Genomic DNA, 15,860 nt, shown 5'->3' on the forward strand with positions numbered 1-15,860 from the left:
GTCCCCTAGGCCAGCCGCGTCTCCACTGCCCACCATTCGGGCCAGATCGCCCGCCGCGCCCTGGCGCAATCCTCCGCGCGCTCGAATAAAGCGAAGCAGGTCGCGCCCGAGCCCGACATGCGGGCGAGCATCGCGCCCGGCTGGTCCGCCAGCACCTCCAGCACCTCGCCGATCTCGGGCGCGATCGCGCGTGCCGGCCCCTCGAGGTCGTTGCGGCCGTCATGGACGACCGCGCCGATCCGGCCTTCGGGAAGCGGGCCGAGATCGATCCCGTCCCATGCCTTGAACACCTGCGCGGTCGAAACCGCGACCAGCGGGTTGACGAGGAGCACCGGCACGCCGGGGGCACCGTCGATCGCCTCGAGCTGCTCGCCCCTGCCGCGCCCGATCGCAGTCTGGCCGAAAAGGCATGCCGGAACGTCCGAGCCGAGCGCCAATGCGCAGGCGGCGAGGCTGGGATGATCAAGCGCGACGCCACCCAGCCGGGCAAGCGCGCGCAGCGTCGCGGCGGCGTCGGCAGATCCGCCGCCCAGGCCCGAGGCGACCGGAAGCCGCTTGTCGAGCGTGATCGCGACGTCCCCGCCGCCGAACGCCGCCTTGAACGCCACCGCGGCACGGCAGACGAGATTGTCGCCCTCCCCCGCCAGCGCATCGGCGAAGGGGCCGGTCAGCGTCAGCGACGGCGCGTCGGCGGGCGTGAGCCGGAGTTCGTCGCCCACCTCGACAAAGGCGAACAAAGTCTCGATCTCGTGGAACCCGTCCGGCCGCTTCGCCCGCACATGGAGCGCGAGGTTGAGCTTCGCCGGCGCCTTCTCGACGATCACGGCGCCGGGCTTCACAGGCCGTTGGCGATCTTGCCTTCGAGCCGCTTGGTGGCGTCCTCATCGGCATAGATCGCCGCCGCGCGCCACGCGTAACGCGCCTCGTAACGCCGCCCGACCTGCCAATAGGCATCGCCCAGATGCTCGTTGATCCTGGGGTCGCCCGGATCGGCCTTGGCCGCGCGCTCGAGCAGGGGCAGCGCCTTGGTCACGTCGCCGCGCTTGAAATAGGCCCAGCCGAGCGAATCGGTGATCACCGGGTCGCCCGGCTTGATCCGGTTGGCCTTCTCCAGCAGTGCCTGCCCGCCCTGGGCATCGTCGCCATGCTCGATCAGCGCATTGCCGAGATAGTTGAGCGCCAGCGGCTCGTTGGGGCCCAGCTCGATTGCGCGGCGGAGCTGGGACTGCGCCTCGTTCCAGCGGCCCGCACGATCGAGCGCGACGCCCTGGAGGTAATGCAGCGACCAGTCGCTTTCCCCGCCCGGGCGCTTGAGCGCGAGGCCATAGGCGGCGGCGGCATCGCCCCATTGCTTCTGCTCGGCGAGCAGGTCGCCATAGGTGCGCGCGTCCGCGGCGGTCCCGCCGCGTGCCTCGGCGGCGCCCCTGGCTTGCGCGACGGCTTCGGGCGTTCGGCCGGCGCGGCGCAACGCCGTGACCCGGCCCGCAAAGGCGCCGGGATAATAGGGGCTCTTGGGGCCGACCCTGGCGAGCTCGGCGAGCGCGAGGTCGTGATAACCGCCCTTGGAGAGCGCCTCGCCCAGATAGAGGCGCGCGCGCTCGTCGGACGGATCGAGCAGCAGCGCCGAGCGGGCGAGCAGGATCGAGATTTCGGATGGCGCGTCCTCGCTCACCAGATCGACCGTCAGGCTGAGAAACAGCCGCGCCGCGCCGACCGCGCCGCCGGGCTTGCCGCGCTGCTTGCCGAGCGCCTTGCGCAGCGCCCCGAAATCGGGCCGGTCGCCGGCGAGCAAGGCGGCTGCTTCCTTGCGCTTGCCCTTCTGCGCCAGCATCAGCGCTGCGTTGATCCGCAGATCGTCATTGTCGGAGGCGGCGAGCATGCGCTTGACGCCCTCCAGCCCCTCATCGGTGCGCCCCAGCGCGATCATGATCAGCGCGCGATGCTCCATCGCGAAGCGGCGCGACAGGGCATTGTTGCTGCGCCCGTCGAGCCAGGGGAACGGATCCTCACCGCGATCGAAGGCGAGCCAGGCGCGGAGCACCGGCACCATGAAATCGAGCGGGCCTTCCTCCATCTTGGCGACCGCGGCGTCGCACGCAGCCTTGTCGCCGCTCTGGAGCGCGATGGCGAAGCGGACGATCGGGGTGTCGATCGGCGGATCGGGGTTCTTCGACAGCACCTGCTCGGCGCGGGCGACGAGCGCGAAATCGCCCACGGCCAGCCCGACGCGATAGGCGTGGAGCGCAATCGCCGGGTCGTCGGGATTGGCCGTCAACGCCTCGGCATAGCCCCTGGCGGCGACATCCGAGGCGCCGTCGGCATCAGCGGCGCGGGTGCGGACATAGTCGGCGAGCGGATCGACCTGGGCGTACGCCGGCGCCGCCGCGGTCACCGCGGCAAGCGCCAAGCCCAGCATTTTACATGTTCGGATAATTGGGGCCGCCTCCGCCTTCGGGCACCACCCAGGTGATATTCTGGCTGGGGTCCTTGATGTCGCACGTCTTGCAGTGCACGCAGTTCTGCGCGTTGATCTGGAAACGGGCGTCGTCGCCTTCGCCAATCACCTCATACACGCCTGCCGGACAATAACGCTGGGCGGGCTCGGCGTACAAGGGCAGGTTGACGTGGATCGGGATCTCCGGGTCCTTGAGCGTCAGGTGGATCGGCTGGTCCTCCTCATGATTGGTGTTCGAGAGGAACACCGAGGAGAGCTTGTCGAAGCTGAGCTTGCCGTCGGGCTTGGGATAATCGATCGGCTTCGCGTTCGCGGCGCGGTGCATGTATTTGTAATCGGGCTTGTGCTGCATCGTGAAGGGCCAGCGCAGGCCGAGCACTTCTGACCACATCGCCATGCCGGCGAAGACGGTGCCCCAGGTGCCGCCGAACTTCTTGACCAGCGGGACGACGTTGCGGACGCCCTTCAGCTCCGAATAGACCCAGCTCGCCTCATAGGCTTGCGGATAGGCGGTCAGCTCGTCGGCGCTGCGCCCGGCCTGGACCGCGGCGAAGGCAGCCTCGGCGGCCATCATCCCGCTCTTGACCGCGGTGTGGCTGCCCTTGATCCGGGGGACGTTGAGGAATCCCGCGGCGTCGCCCACCAGGGCCGCGCCGGGCGCGACGAGCTTGGGCACCGATTGCCAGCCGCCATCGCTGATCGCGCGCGCGCCATAGCTCACGCGCTTGCCGCCTTCGAGGATCTCGGCGATCGCCGGGTGGTGCTTCCAGCGCTGGAGTTCGTGGAAGGGCGAGAGCCAGGGGTTGGCATAATCGAGCCACACCACGAAGCCGAGCGCCACCTGCCCGTCAGCCTGGTGATAGAGGAAGCTGCCGCCCTGGGTGTCGTCGTCGAGCGGCCAGCCCTGGGTGTGGATCACGCGGCCGGGCTTGTGCTTGGCCGGATCGATATCCCACAGCTCCTTGATGCCGATGCCATAGACCTGCGGCTGGGAGTCCTTCGCCAGATCGAAATCGCGGATCAGCTGCTTGGTCAGATGCCCGCGCGCGCCCTCGGCGAAGAAGGTGTATTTGGCGTGGAGCTCGAGGCCGGGCTGGTAATCGGGCTTGTGGGTGCCGTCGCGCGCCACGCCCATGTCGCCGGTGGCGACGCCCTTCACCGATCCGTCGTCGTTGAACAGGATCTCGGCCGCGGCGAAGCCCGGGAAGATCTCGACGCCCAGTTCCTCGGCCTTGCCCGCGAGCCAGCGGCAGAGATTGCCGAGCGATCCCGTGTAGGTTCCTTTATTGTGCATGAAGGGCGGGGTCATGAACTCGGGGAAGCTCGACTTGCCGTTCCTGGTCAGCACCCAGTGATGGTTCTCGGTCACCGGGCAGGCGGCGAGCGGGCAGCCCTGGTCGCGCCAGTCGGGGATCAGTTCGTCGAGTCCCTTGGGATCGACCACCGCGCCCGACAAGATGTGCGCGCCGACCTCGGAGCCCTTTTCGAGTACGCAGACCGACAATTCGGCCCCCGCCTCGCCCGCCAGTTGCTTCAGCCGAATCGCCGCCGAAAGACCCGCAGGCCCCGCCCCTACGATCACCACGTCGTAAGGCATCGACTCCCGTTCGCTCATCTCCATCTCCCTCACCGTCCTTGTTCGGGACGGGTTCGCGCGCGCTCATCGTATGCGCGCAACGTCCTGTCCCTAAGGCGATGGGGCCAGATTGACCGCGGCGTCAAGGCATTGGCCTATGCGATCCATGGGCGGGGAATATGGGGATCAGTGGCGTCAAAGCCTTGCGAGCGCACTCGAATGGTGGCGCGACGCGGGGGTCGAGACGCTCGCCGAGGACGAACCGCGCGACTGGCTCGCGCGGCCGGCCCCGGTGCGTGAGACCGCACCCGAGGCGGTTGCCGCTACGGCAGCGCCGGTGGCGGCGCTTCCCGATACGATCGAGGGCTTCATTGGCTGGCGGATGAGCGATGCCGCGCCCGAGGCCGATTGGCTCACGCCGCGGATCGCGCCGGCGGGCCCTGCCGGCGCCGATCTGATGATCCTCACCGACATGCCCGATGCCGAAGATACCGACTCGCTGATGAGCGGACCGGCGGGGCGGCTGCTCGACCGGATGCTCGCCGCGATCGGCCTGAACCGCGACTCGGTGCATCTCGCACCGCTCGCCTGGGCGCGGCCGCTCGCCGGGCAGATCCCGGGCGAAGCAGAGCCCAAGTTGATCGAGCTCGCGCTGCATCACATCGGCCTGGTGGCCCCGAAGAAGCTGCTGTTGCTTGGGACTTCGGCGAATCGTGTACTTGGCACGACGAGCGGTTCAGCTTCGGGAAATGGCATACATGACATTAATCATTCTGGCGGAAATACGAAGGCCGTGGCGACCTTCCACCCTCGTTTCCTGATGGAACGTCCCGCCGCCAAGGCCGAGGCCTGGAAACATCTGTTGCTGTTTAGCCGGGGGATCGGCCAGTGAAGTTGCGTATCACCCTTTTCGCCGCGTTGCTGGCGCTTCCCGTTGCGGCTCATGCCGCGCCCGATGAGGCCAAGGTCGAGGAACGGCTGGTCGCCACCACCGATCAGGCGGTGCCCGAGGCGTCGCTGCGCTTCGATCGCCCCGGACCCGGCCGCCCCGCCCCGGCGATGCGCGACGGCGACGGCATTCCCGACCAGCTCGACGCCGATCAGCGCGCCGATTACCGCAAGGTCTTCGCCGCGATCCGCGAGAAGCGCTGGGCCGATGCCGAGGCGATCCTGACTCAGATGCGCACCGGGCCGCTCCACGCGATCGCGCGCGCCGAGCTCTACACCGCCGCGGGCTCGCCCAAGGTCGAGCTCGCGCCCCTGCTCGCGCTGATCGCCGACTCGCCCGAACTGCCCCAGGCCGAGCAGCTCAGCCGCATGGCCCGCACCCGCGGCGCGACCGATACGCCCGATCTGCCCAACCCGCAGCGGCTGGTCTGGTTCGACTCGGCGCCCACCCGCATCCGCGTCGCCTCCACCCGCAGCGATTCGGCCTCGACCGAGGTCGCGCTGGCGATCCAGCCCTTCGTGAAGTCCGATGACGGCGCCTCGGCCGAGGCGCTGGTCGAGGCGCATGTCCAGGACATGAGCCCCGAAGCCGCGACCGAATGGCGGCAAAAGACCGCCTGGATCTATTATGTCTCGGGCGACGATACCAATGCGCGCCGCATGGCCGCCAAGGGCCAGGCCGGAACCGGCAGCTGGGCGGCGCAGGCCGACTGGATCCAGGGCCTCGCCTCATGGCGGCAGGGCGATTGCGAGGCCGCGGGCGCCGCGTTCGAAGCCGTCGCCAACCGCGCCGCCGATGTCGAGCTGCGCACCGCCGGCCTCTATTGGGCCTCGCGCGCCGATATGGCGTGCGGGCATCCCGAGCGGGTTTCGGGGCACCTGAACACCGCCTCGCAATATGGCGAGACCTTCTATGGCCTGCTCGCGCGCCAGGCGCTGGGGATCGACGATAAGACCCCGGTCCGCGGCGAGACCATGATCGCCGAGGACTGGCGCAAGCTCGAGCGGCACCGCAATGTCCGCGTCGCCGCGGCTTTGGTCGAGATCGGCGAGAACCGGCTGGCCGACGAGGTGCTCCGCCAGCAGGCGCGCTTCTCCACCCCCGACGAACATGCCGCGCTCACCCGGCTCGCGGGGCGGATGAGCCTCGCCTCGACCCAGCTCTGGCTGTCGCACAACGGCCCGGCGGGCGCCCAGCCCTTGCTCGAGGCGCGCTATCCGATGCCCAACTGGACCCCCGCGGGCGGCTGGCGGGTCGATCGCGCGCTCGTCTATGCCCACACGCTCCAGGAATCGCGCTTCAACGCCGATGTGCGCAGCGCCGCCGGGGCGGTGGGGCTGCTGCAGGTCAAGCCGATCGCCGCCATCGATATCGGCCGCGCGCGGGGCGTGAACTATGCCAGCTCGGACCTGACCAAGCCCGCGGTCAACATGGAACTCGGCCAATCCTATATCGAGCAGCTGCGCGACCTGCCCTTTACCGGCGGGCTGCTGCCCAAGGTGATCGCAGCCTATAATGCGGGGCCGACGCCGGTGACGAACTGGAACAGCACGATCCGCGATAATGGCGATCCTTTGCTGTATATCGAGAGCATCCCCTATTGGGAGACGCGCGGCTATGTGATGATCGTGCTGCGCAATTACTGGATGTACGAGCTGCAGGAGGGCCGCCCCTCGCCGAGCCGCGACGCGCTGGTGCAGGGGCTGTGGCCGCGCTTCCCGGGGCTGCCGGGGCCGAGCGCGGTCCGGATGGGCCGGGGGCAGCAGTTTCCGTCGTCCACGCTCCACTGATGCCGATCGACGCCAATGCCTTTGGATGAAAGCCGGGATTTCCTGCCGGTCCGCATCGCGGTGCTGACCGTTTCCGATACGCGGACATTGGCCGATGACCGTTCGGGGGATACCCTGGTCGCACGGCTCGAAGGCGCCGGCCATGTCCTCGCCGACAGGGCGATCGTGACCGACGATGCCGATGCGATCGTGGGCAAGCTCCACGCCTGGATCGACGATCCGGAGATCGACTGCGTGCTCACCACCGGCGGCACCGGGGTGACGGGGCGCGATATTACCCCCGAGGCGCTGGCGCGGGTGTGGGACAAGGAAATCCCCGGCTTCGGCGAGCTGTTCCGCTGGCTCAGCTACCAGACGATCGGCACCTCGACGATCCAGTCGCGCGCTTGCGCCGGCGTGGCGCGGGGCACCTATCTCTTCGCGCTGCCGGGTTCGACCGGTGCGGTGAAGGATGCGTGGGACGGAATATTGCGCGACCAGCTCGATATCCGGCACCGGCCGTGCAACTTCGTCGAGCTGATGCCGCGGCTGATGGAGCGGTGACCTCAATCCTCTCCCGGAGGGAGAGGGGGACCAGCGAAGCTGGTGGAGAGGGATTATCCGCGAGCGGTGGCCACGATGTAGCGGACTACCCCCTCCATATTGCGCAACACATCCGAGGCGTTGATTCGAAGTACGCGGACATTCTGCAAACGAAGCCAGGCGTCCCTCACGGCGTTCCGCTCAGGCTGGTCACCGCGTCCGTGGATTTCCCCATCCACCTCGACTGCAAGAGCAACCTCGTAGCAATAGAAGTCCAGAAAATACCGGCCCGCACGATGCTGATGGCGGAATTTCAGCCCGTCCGGGCGCTTTCTGAGTTCGCGCCATAGCAAGACCTCCGGCAGGGTCATCTCTCGCCGGAGCTGCTTGGCACGCGCTCGCGTAGCCTTCGGGGCGGTTAGCTTGCGGATACTCCCCCTCCACCGCTTCGCGGTCCCCCTCCCCCTCCGGGGGAGGAATTAGTGAGTTTCCGGCTCGTTGATGCACACCCCCAGCTCATGCCCCGCCGGATCGCGGAAGTGGAAGCGCCGCCCGCCCGGAAAGGCGAAGATCGGCAGGGTGATCACCCCGCCCGCGGCCACGACCTTCTCCAGCGCGCCTTCCAGATCTTCCTTCACCTCGACGATCGGCATGATGTTGGCGATGGCGTGGTCCTCGCTGCCGTTGAGGCCCATATCGGTGTCGCCCGTCATGGTCGCGGCATAGTCCGGCCCGAAATCGGTGAAGGCCCAGCCGAATGCCCCGGCATAGAAATCGCGCACCTCGGCCACGGCCTTCACGGGCAATTCTACATAGCTGATCCTGAGCATCATCCGCCTCCAATGTTCTTGTAATGTTCTACCCGAAGGCCTAGCGTTCCGCAATGGCCAAATCCCGCCCCACCCGCGGCGCAACGCTGAACCGGGAAAGCACGCGCTTCAACCTGCCCGAGCGCGAGGCAGATGGCGACTGGCTCGATGCGCAGGAACTGGTCGACCAGGGCCCTCCCCCGCTCCGCACCACGGTGACCGTCGAGAAGCCGAAGACGATCATCACCCGCAACGCCTCGCCCGACATCGCCTTCGACCGCTCGATCAACCCCTATCGCGGCTGCGAGCATGGCTGCATCTATTGCTTCGCGCGGCCTTCCCACGCCTATCACGACCTTTCCCCCGGCATCGATTTCGAAACCCGCCTCTTCGCCAAGCCCGACGCCCCCCGCCTGCTGCGCGAGGAGCTGGGCAAGCGCGGCTATGTGTGCCGGGCGATCGCGTTCGGCACCAACACCGATCCCTATCAGCCGATCGAGGCCGAGTGGCGGATCACCCGCGGCTGCATCGAAGTGCTGGCGGAGTGCGACCATCCGCTGACGATCACCACCAAGTCCGACCGGGTGACGCGCGATATCGACCTGCTGGCGCCAATGGCCGCCAAGGGGCTGGCGGCGGTGATGCTCTCGGTCACCTCGCTCGACCCCAAGGTGGCGATGACGGTCGAGCCCCGCGCCCCGCATCCCGAGAAGCGGCTGGCGGCGATGCGCAAACTCAGCGACGCGGGCATTCCCGTCTTCCTCTCCATGTCCCCGGTGATCCCCGCGATCACCGATCACGAGATGGAGCACATCATGGAGCGCGCCGCGGAGGCCGGCGCCCGCGCCGCCTTCTTCCTCCCCGTCCGCCTTCCTCACGAGGTCGCGCCCCTCTTCCGCGCCTGGCTCGACACCCATTTCCCCGATCGCGCGGGAAAGGTCATGTCGATCATCCAGTCGATCCGAGGCGGCAAGGATAATGACGGCAATTTCCACACGCGCTTCAAGGGCCAGGGCGCCTGGGCCGATCTGCTGCGCACCCGCTTCCACAAGGCCGCGCGGCGTTACGGGCTCGACAGCGAGCGGTTCAACGTGCGCACCGATCTGTTCCGCCCGCCGCAGGGCGACCAGTTCAGCCTGCCGATCTAGGACGGATCGCCATTCAGCGAGCAAGGTTGATCCTCCCCCGCCAGGGGGAGGTGGCGCCGAAGGCGACGGAGGGGGAGGACACGAAACAGCCGTGACCGCCGCCCTCCCCCTCCGTCACGCTACGCGTGCCACCTCCCCCTGGCGGGGGAGGATGAGTTGAATGGCGGTCCGTCCTAGCCTGCCTGCATCATTTCCTTGATCGACTTCATCTCGACCGGCTGATCGACCCCGGTGACCGCGAACAGATGCCGCCAAAAGGCCTTGGGATCGGGCACCCCCGTGGTGATGAAGGCGCGGACCTCGGCGGTGAGCGCGGCGTCGCCGGTGGCGAGCTTGAAGCGCTCGAGCCATTCGCGCGTGTTGACATAGGTATCGATGCGGTTGGCGTCGATCAGCCCGCGCAGGAAGGTGAAGCTGTCGGCCTTGGGATCGTGTTTCCTGGTCGCGGCCTCGGCGGCGAGGAGGAGCATCGCGCCGCACCCGTAATTGGCGCGCGGCTCGCCGCGATCCTCGGACCTGGAGAGCGCCTCCATCGGCCCGACGAAGCGCAGGCAATCGTGCATCGCGTCGCGCAGGTCGGTCTTGGGATCATATTCGGGGACAAGCCGCTGGAGCGCGCGGGTGGCGAGGAAATCGGCCGCACCCTCGGTGATCCAGCCCTCGCTGATCCGCTCGTAATGGAGCGTCTGCCCCATCCAGAAATGGGCGGACTCGTGCCCGATGAACCAGCGCATCCACGACGTGGTCTCGGGCGAGCGGGTGAGCGCGCGGGCGCCGCGGATCTGCATCACCACCATGCCATCGACCACGCCGCCGCCGAGCGAGATGCCCTCGGGCTTGTCCCCGCCCCAGGCAATCAGGGCCATCGGCTTGCCGATCGCCGGAATGCCGAGCTTGTCGCGATAGAGCGCCATCAGCCGCGGGGTGAAATCGCGCAGTTCGGCCTTCACCCAGTCGGGCAGGCCGGTGTCGAGCACGCCGGCAAAGGCGGGCGTGTCGATCACGGGGGCGTTGCCGGTGTAGAGATAGGTGTTGCCGGTATCGAGCGCGAAGCTGACGTGCCCGGTGGTGATCGGTTTGCCGCGCAGCAGCAGCCGGTGGCCCGGATCGCTCAGCACCAAGGTGACCGGCGTGCCGTCGGTGCCCACGCCGTTGAGATCGACCGGCAGCGCCCGCGCAGCCGCGATCGACTTTGTCGGCACGACGTAGAACTGGTCCGAGAAGAAGGCGAGCGCGCCGTCGGAGAAGCGCAGCACCGGGGCATATTCGGCCTCGGGCTGGTCGGTATAGAGCTTCATCCGGATGCGGACGCGCTTGAGCGGGGTATCGGCGGTGAGCAGATCGTAATGGCCCGCGCGGACGAGGCGGACGCCGGGCGTCTCGACCGTCCAGACCTGGAGCCGCCATGGCTGGCCCTTCTCGTCGATCCCCGATCGCGGGAAGAACCAGACCGGCGAGGCCTGATCGAACTGATAGTCGGCGATCCATTCGTCGCCCTCGCCGCGGGTGACGGTGACGGTCACGCCCTTGGGTGCGGGCGGCGAAGCCGCGGGGAGCGCCCCCGCGAACGTCACCAGCAGCAAAGCGATCACCCAACGCAGCACGGACTCGTCCCCACCCCCAACCGATCGAAACCCCTCGGGAGCGAGCTTATGCTATCGGCACAGGCTGTCCAGCGCCGGACGCGTGTAACCGGGCGGGAACGGCAATTTTCTCGCGTTCAGAGCACCTTCGAGGCCTTGCGGCTCGGGAGGGAGCGCGGGGTTGACCTCCGCCTTGTAGACGGGGTCGCGCATCGCCTCTTCGAGGCTGACGAAGCGGAAGCCGTGCTTTCGATAGAGCGCGAGCAGCCGCGGCATCATGCGGGCATCGAACGCGCCGAGGTGCATCAGGATCACGTACGGCACATCGTGGCCGTAGAGCGTCTTCGCCATCGCGCGGTAGCGGGCGATGTTCGCCTCGGCGCCGTCGAGGAACCAGGTCTCCATCTGCGCGATCGCACCCGTGTCGCCCTTGGCCACGCAGCGCGCATAGATGTCGTTATAGGCCCAGTCGTCGAACCCCATCGTCACCGGTGCGACCTTGTAGCCGTTCGCGGCGAGCAGCGTGCGGATCCGCGCGCGGCGGGCAGGATCGGCACCGCCTTCCGCAAGGAAGGGATAGCGGAACCAATGCCAGTCCTGCTTGCCCATCAGCGACTGGAGCAAGGGCTCGTTGCGCTTGAGCTCGTCGACGAACTGGTCGTCGCTGATCTGGTCGAGGTTGAGATGCGCCCAGCCGTGATTGCCCAGGGGGAAGCCCGCCGCGCGCCAGTTTGCGAGCACCGGGACCGAGGCGGGCTCACGCTCGGTCGCCACGCCGTTGATGAAGCCGGTTGCCGGCGCCCCCACTGCCTTGAGCGCCTTGATGATCCGGTCGGCGATATCGACCCGGGTTTCGCCCTGCGGGAGTGCGGCGTGCGCGGGCATGTCGTCGAAGGTGAAGGCGATCATCGGCGCGGGTTCGGGCTTGGCGGCGGCCGCGCGCGCCGGCTTCTGCTTCGATCCGAGCAGCGCCAGCGGCACCGCATCGGCCATCGCCTGATAGCCCGCCATCGACGGATGCAGCCCGTCGCCCGAATCGTACGAAGCGAGCATGTGGGTCGGCCTGGCCGGATCGCGCATCACCGCGTCGAGATCGATCACCCCGTCGAAATTGCCCGGCGCGCGAATCCAGGCGTTGACCGCCTGGCGGTCGGCCTCGCTCTCGGGGCCGGGATGATAATAGCCCGAACCGCCATAGGGCAGGATCGTCGCCCCGATCGCCACGATCCCGCGCGATCGCGCGCGCGCGACCATCTGGCGGAGCGCTCCGATCATGTTGCGGACGAGCGCAGCATGCTGTTCGGGGGTGGCGGGGGCATCGCGGGTGAGCGTGCCGAGATCGTTGACGCCCTCGAGGACGATCATGTGGGTCACGCCGGGGGGCGACAGGATGTCGCGATCGAACCGCGCGAGCGCATTCGGCCCCAACCCGTCGAGCAGGAGCCGGTTGCCGCCCAGCCCGGCGTTGAGGATCGCCATCTCCTTGAGGTCGCTGCCGCGAAGCCGGAGCTGGAGCGCGTCGGTCCAGCGCAGATTGGTATTGGGCTTCACCCCCGAACCGTCGGTGATCGAATCGCCGATGATGACCAGCGCCGATCCCTTCTCCGACACGGTCTCGATCCCGGCGAGCTGGTACCAGTGATCGACCGTCTTGGCGCCCAGCAGCTCGGGCGCGGCGGTCAGGTCGCCGTGGAGATAATAGGAGGTCGCGCGCGATCCGGGATGGCCGGTCTGCTGCGCGGGCGCGTCGGGCAGATAGATCGAGACGGCGAGATCGGTGCCCGCCGCGACCGGCAGGCTGACCGGGTCCGACCAATATTCGGCGCCCGCGGGGATGGTCGCGAAGGGCTTGCCGCCAAAGGTCAGCGTCTGCAGGCTATCGGGATCGACGCGCGACTGGGCATTGTCGGCGGACCTGGCGATGGTCGCCGCGCCGATCGTCAGCGGCTGGGTGCCGTACGCGTTCGACAGGCGGATGCGGAGCTGCTTGCCGCCGATCTGGATGCGGACGATCTGGCGGAGCGTCGCGTCCTTGAGCTCTTCGGGCTTGAGCGCGTTGCGCTCCTCGGGGATCTGCTGCGAGGTGCCCCAGGCGGCGACCCAGCGCTCGCCCTTCCCCTCGGCCGCGACCACCGCCGATCCGCCGGCCAGCGCCAATAGCAGCACGATCGGCGCAAGCGCCCGCCGCAACCTGTCCATCACCCTCTCCATCCTTATGGTAACGCTACCATAGCCGAGGGGCGGAGGATGACAAGCGGGAGGGTCCGGGGGGATTAGGGGACCCTCCCGCCTGTCGGTCCGTGCGAGGTTGCGGGGGAGCGACCTCTCCCTCCCGGCCCGATACGCTACACGACCGGCACACGAGGGACGGGCTGGGGAAGATACGCCTCCCTGCCCGGCACGAATGTGAAATACTATCCTTCGATACGGCGCTGCGGTTCGATCCCCGCACGCTGGCACGCGATCCGCGCCGCCGCGGCCTCGGCGATGGCGAGCGCGCGCTTGAGGTCGCCCAGGGTGAAGGGCTTGTCGAGCAGCCACACCGCGCCGCGCTCCATGAATTCGGACTCGAGCCAGCGCTCGCCCGGCTCGGTCATCATCACGACCGGCGTGACGATGCCCCAGGCGGTGAGCCGCCCGAGCACCTCGATCCCGCCGATCCCGCTCATCCGGACATCGAGCAGGATGCACTCGCCCGGACGCGGATTGGCGCGCGCGAGGAACTGGCCGCCCGATTCCCACAACATGGGCTCATGCCCGAGCAGGGTGAGCAAAGCCGCCGCGGAATCGCGCACGGCGGCGTCGCCATCGACGACATGGACGATATGGCCCGCCATGCTCAGCCCTCCGCGTCCGCGGCGCGCAGCGTGAAGGCGATCGTCGCGCCCTCCCCGCCCCGCTCGGCCCAGATTCGCCCGCCATGCGCCTCGACGATCATCCGGCACAGCGGCAGGCCGAGGCCGGTGCCCGCGGGCTTGGTGGTGTAGAAGGGCTCGAACAGCTGAGCGATCTCGCCCTCGCCGAAGCCGGGGCCGGTATCGGCGACCCGCACTTCCACCATCCGGCCCGCCGCGCGCGAGCTGATGGTGATGCGGCGCGTGTCGCTTCCCGAGAGCGCATCGACGGCATTGGCGAGCAGATTCGACAGGACCTGGCCGATCTGGACGCGATCGGCGATCACGTCGAGCGCGTCGGGATCGAGCGCCCGGACGATCTCGACCGGCGCATCGAGCCGCAGCATCATGCACGCGGAAGCGACCAGCTCGCCCAGGTCCTGGCGCTGCCCGGTGATCGTCCCGCTGACCATGAAATCGCGCATCCGGCCGATGATCTCGCCCGCCTTGCGCGTCTGAGCGCTGGCATGGTCGAGCACGTCGAGCATCGCCTCGAGCCCCTGGATCTGGCTGCGCAGGCGATAGGCGGTGGCCTGGAGGTAGTTCTGCGACGCGGTGATCGGCTGGCTCAGCTCATGGACGAGCGTCGACGCCATCGCGCTCATCGCCGTGAGGCGCGATTCGGCCGCCGAGGCGCCGCGATCCTGGGCATGGACGAGCGACGGCAGGCGCACCGCCTGCCGGTTCGCCACATGGAAGTGGCGCGGGGCAATCGCCGGGGGAACAGGGCATCCGGCATGGCGGGCCGGCGCCGATACGCGCTGAGACGAACGCATTCTACCTCCAGAAACACGGGTACGCACAGATTGGACAGCACGCGGGAAGGCGAACCGGCTCTCGCCGTCCGCCCTTTCCCGCTGTTTTTTTTCGGGGTTCATGACCTGTATCGGCGCTTCGTCCGACACTGGCGTTCCTTACGCATCTTCCCGGAGTCTTACTTTTCCGATCGCGACACTCGCTTCGCAGTTCGCGCCAATTGTACGATTTGTTTCGCTTCTGGGTCGGCCAGAGCTTGTGTGTTACTATCTGCACAATGGCGAAGGCACGCGCATCCGGGCTGGCGCACTATGTCGAGGTCGCCGAGTCGGTGGGGCTCGAACCCGACCGGATGTTGGCGCGCGCCGGTCTTTCGCGCGCGATGATCGCCGATCCCGATCGCTTCATCCCCGGCCGGTCGATGTCGCTGCTGCTCGAGGAATCGGCGCGCGAAAGCGGGGTCGAGGGCTTCGGGCTGCTGGTCGGCGAGGCGCGCAAGATTTCGGGCCTCGGCGCGTTCAGCCTGCTCTTCCGCCACCAGCGCACGCTGCGCGACGCGATCCGCGTGCTGATCCGCTATCAGCGCATGCTCGCCGATACGCTGGTGATCAGCCTCGACGAGGATGACGAGACCGCGTTGATCCGCACCGATATCGTCACCGATCATCACATGACCCGCCAGACGATCGAAGCGACCGTCGCGGAGATGCGCCGCAGCTTCGCGACGATCACGGGCGGCAACTGGCATCCGGACAGCGTCCATTTCGTCCACCCTGCCCCCGCCGACCTGACGATCCATCGCCGCGTGTTCGATTGCCCGGTCCAGTTCGAGGACGAGTTCAACGGGATCAGCTGCACCCCCGCCTCGCTCGACCTGCCGATCATCGGGGCCGAGCCCGCGATCGCGCGCTATGCCGAGGATTCGGTCGAGCGGCTCGCCCAGGCGGTGGTCCGGGCGGATTCGGCGACCGATCGGGCGCGGCGCGCGCTCTATCTGCTGCTGCCCTCGGGGCGGGGCACGCTCGAGCATGTCGGCGAGGATCTGGGGCAGCATCCGCGCGCGCTGCAGCGCGCGCTGGTGCGCGAGGGAACGACCTTCGGCGCGGTGCTCAACGATGTGCGCCGCGAACTCGCGCTGCGCCACCTCGCCACGCCCGCGCTTTCGATCGAGGCGATCGCGGTGCTGGTCGGCTATGCGACGCTCAGTTCCTTCTCGCGCTGGTTCACGGGGGAATTCGGGGTGGCGGCCAATATGTGGCGCGCCGGAACGAGGCCTTAGGACGTATCGGCATTCAGCGAGCGCTGTTAATCCTCCCCCGCCAGGGGGAGGTGGCGCCGAAGGCGTCGGAGGGGGAGGACACGAAACAGATGTGGCCGC

Annotated in this window: 14 protein-coding genes; 5 read left to right on the forward strand and 9 right to left on the reverse strand. The window is 68.2% G+C overall.

The features are described from left to right. Positions 1-5 precede the first annotated feature (5 nt). From OF829_RS16140 to OF829_RS16150, 3 genes are read right to left on the reverse strand one after another with little or no spacing between them, the layout of a single operon-like run. Positions 6-824, reverse strand: coding sequence for a 4-(cytidine 5'-diphospho)-2-C-methyl-D-erythritol kinase (locus OF829_RS16140; protein ID WP_264941287.1), 819 nt, complete (start codon positions 822-824; stop codon positions 6-8). A gap of 11 nt (positions 825-835) precedes the next feature. Further along, entirely contained in the window at positions 836-2,416 is a 1,581-nt protein-coding gene (locus OF829_RS16145; RefSeq protein ID WP_264941150.1) for a tetratricopeptide repeat protein, read from the reverse strand. Between the two features lies 1 nt (position 2,417). Next, the gene (locus OF829_RS16150) at positions 2,418-4,070 is read right to left on the reverse strand and encodes an electron transfer flavoprotein-ubiquinone oxidoreductase (protein ID WP_264941151.1); all 1,653 of its coding nucleotides are present in this window, start codon (positions 4,068-4,070) and stop codon (positions 2,418-2,420) included. Positions 4,071-4,197: 127 nt separating this feature from the next. Between OF829_RS16150 and OF829_RS16155 the strand changes: the two genes are divergently transcribed. The 3 genes from OF829_RS16155 to moaB are packed head-to-tail and all read left to right on the forward strand — an operon-like array spanning position 4,198 to position 7,313. Further along, positions 4,198-4,923: a uracil-DNA glycosylase family protein gene (locus tag OF829_RS16155; RefSeq protein WP_264941152.1), complete on the forward strand. Its 726-nt coding sequence runs from the start codon at positions 4,198-4,200 to the stop codon at positions 4,921-4,923. Continuing rightward, positions 4,920-6,770 (forward strand): lytic transglycosylase domain-containing protein, encoded by a 1,851-nt coding sequence (locus OF829_RS16160; protein WP_264941153.1) that lies wholly within the window; start codon positions 4,920-4,922, stop codon positions 6,768-6,770. The genes OF829_RS16155 and OF829_RS16160 overlap by 4 nt, the downstream gene beginning before the upstream one ends. A 15-nt stretch (positions 6,771-6,785) precedes the next feature. Beyond that, positions 6,786-7,313, forward strand: a complete 528-nt coding sequence (moaB, locus tag OF829_RS16165) for a molybdenum cofactor biosynthesis protein B (RefSeq protein WP_264941154.1) — start codon at positions 6,786-6,788, stop codon at positions 7,311-7,313. Positions 7,314-7,366: 53 nt separating this feature from the next. Here the strand turns inward: moaB and OF829_RS16170 are convergent, their stop codons facing one another. Beyond that, complete coding sequence (locus OF829_RS16170; RefSeq protein WP_406701442.1) at positions 7,367-7,663, reverse strand: endonuclease domain-containing protein; 297 nt, start codon at positions 7,661-7,663, stop codon at positions 7,367-7,369. Positions 7,664-7,771: 108 nt separating this feature from the next. Further along, positions 7,772-8,125 (reverse strand): VOC family protein, encoded by a 354-nt coding sequence (locus OF829_RS16175; protein ID WP_319951561.1) that lies wholly within the window; start codon positions 8,123-8,125, stop codon positions 7,772-7,774. 50 nt (positions 8,126-8,175) lie between these two features. Between OF829_RS16175 and OF829_RS16180 the strand changes: the two genes are divergently transcribed. Then, entirely contained in the window at positions 8,176-9,249 is a 1,074-nt protein-coding gene (locus tag OF829_RS16180; RefSeq protein ID WP_264941155.1) for a PA0069 family radical SAM protein, read from the forward strand. A gap of 173 nt (positions 9,250-9,422) precedes the next feature. Here OF829_RS16180 and OF829_RS16185 read toward each other — a convergent pair whose 3' ends face one another. From OF829_RS16185 to OF829_RS16200, 4 genes are all read right to left on the reverse strand, one after another. After that, positions 9,423-10,853 carry a hypothetical protein gene (locus OF829_RS16185; RefSeq protein ID WP_264941156.1) on the reverse strand — a complete coding sequence of 477 codons (1,431 nt, stop codon included), beginning with the start codon at positions 10,851-10,853 and terminating at the stop codon, positions 9,423-9,425. Between the two features lie 51 nt (positions 10,854-10,904). After that, a complete protein-coding gene (locus OF829_RS16190) occupies positions 10,905-13,031 on the reverse strand; it encodes a GDSL-type esterase/lipase family protein (protein WP_264941157.1) in 2,127 nt (708 codons plus the stop codon). A gap of 215 nt (positions 13,032-13,246) precedes the next feature. Next, a complete protein-coding gene (locus OF829_RS16195; RefSeq protein WP_264941158.1) occupies positions 13,247-13,669 on the reverse strand; it encodes a response regulator transcription factor in 423 nt (140 codons plus the stop codon). A 2-nt stretch (positions 13,670-13,671) separates the two neighbouring features. Then, positions 13,672-14,418 carry a sensor histidine kinase gene (locus tag OF829_RS16200; protein WP_264941159.1) on the reverse strand — a complete coding sequence of 249 codons (747 nt, stop codon included), beginning with the start codon at positions 14,416-14,418 and terminating at the stop codon, positions 13,672-13,674. A 341-nt stretch (positions 14,419-14,759) separates the two neighbouring features. On the opposite strand from OF829_RS16200, the gene OF829_RS16205 reads away from it, so the two are divergent. Further along, positions 14,760-15,761: an AraC family transcriptional regulator gene (locus tag OF829_RS16205; protein ID WP_264941160.1), complete on the forward strand. Its 1,002-nt coding sequence runs from the start codon at positions 14,760-14,762 to the stop codon at positions 15,759-15,761. Positions 15,762-15,860: the final 99 nt, after the last annotated feature.

Source organism: Sphingomonas caeni, from assembly GCF_026013415.1.
GTDB classification, from domain to species: Bacteria; Pseudomonadota; Alphaproteobacteria; order Sphingomonadales; family Sphingomonadaceae; genus Sphingomonas; species Sphingomonas caeni.

What these genes read in the sequence shown, in the direction of transcription:
- OF829_RS16145 (WP_264941150.1), bottom strand. Translation starts at nt 2,416, where the DNA reads ATGCTGGGCTTGGCGCTTGCCGCGGTGACCGCGGCGGCGCCGGCGTAC.
- OF829_RS16150 (WP_264941151.1), bottom strand. Translation starts at nt 4,070, where the DNA reads ATGAGCGAACGGGAGTCGATGCCTTACGACGTGGTGATCGTAGGGGCG.
- OF829_RS16155 (WP_264941152.1), top strand. Translation starts at nt 4,198, where the DNA reads ATGGGCGGGGAATATGGGGATCAGTGGCGTCAAAGCCTTGCGAGCGCA.
- moaB (WP_264941154.1), top strand. Translation starts at nt 6,786, where the DNA reads ATGCCTTTGGATGAAAGCCGGGATTTCCTGCCGGTCCGCATCGCGGTG.
- OF829_RS16170 (WP_406701442.1), bottom strand. Translation starts at nt 7,663, where the DNA reads ATGACCCTGCCGGAGGTCTTGCTATGGCGCGAACTCAGAAAGCGCCCG.
- OF829_RS16175 (WP_319951561.1), bottom strand. Translation starts at nt 8,125, where the DNA reads ATGATGCTCAGGATCAGCTATGTAGAATTGCCCGTGAAGGCCGTGGCC.
- OF829_RS16180 (WP_264941155.1), top strand. Translation starts at nt 8,176, where the DNA reads ATGGCCAAATCCCGCCCCACCCGCGGCGCAACGCTGAACCGGGAAAGC.
- OF829_RS16190 (WP_264941157.1), bottom strand. Translation starts at nt 13,031, where the DNA reads ATGGACAGGTTGCGGCGGGCGCTTGCGCCGATCGTGCTGCTATTGGCG.
- OF829_RS16195 (WP_264941158.1), bottom strand. Translation starts at nt 13,669, where the DNA reads ATGGCGGGCCATATCGTCCATGTCGTCGATGGCGACGCCGCCGTGCGC.
- OF829_RS16205 (WP_264941160.1), top strand. Translation starts at nt 14,760, where the DNA reads ATGGCGAAGGCACGCGCATCCGGGCTGGCGCACTATGTCGAGGTCGCC.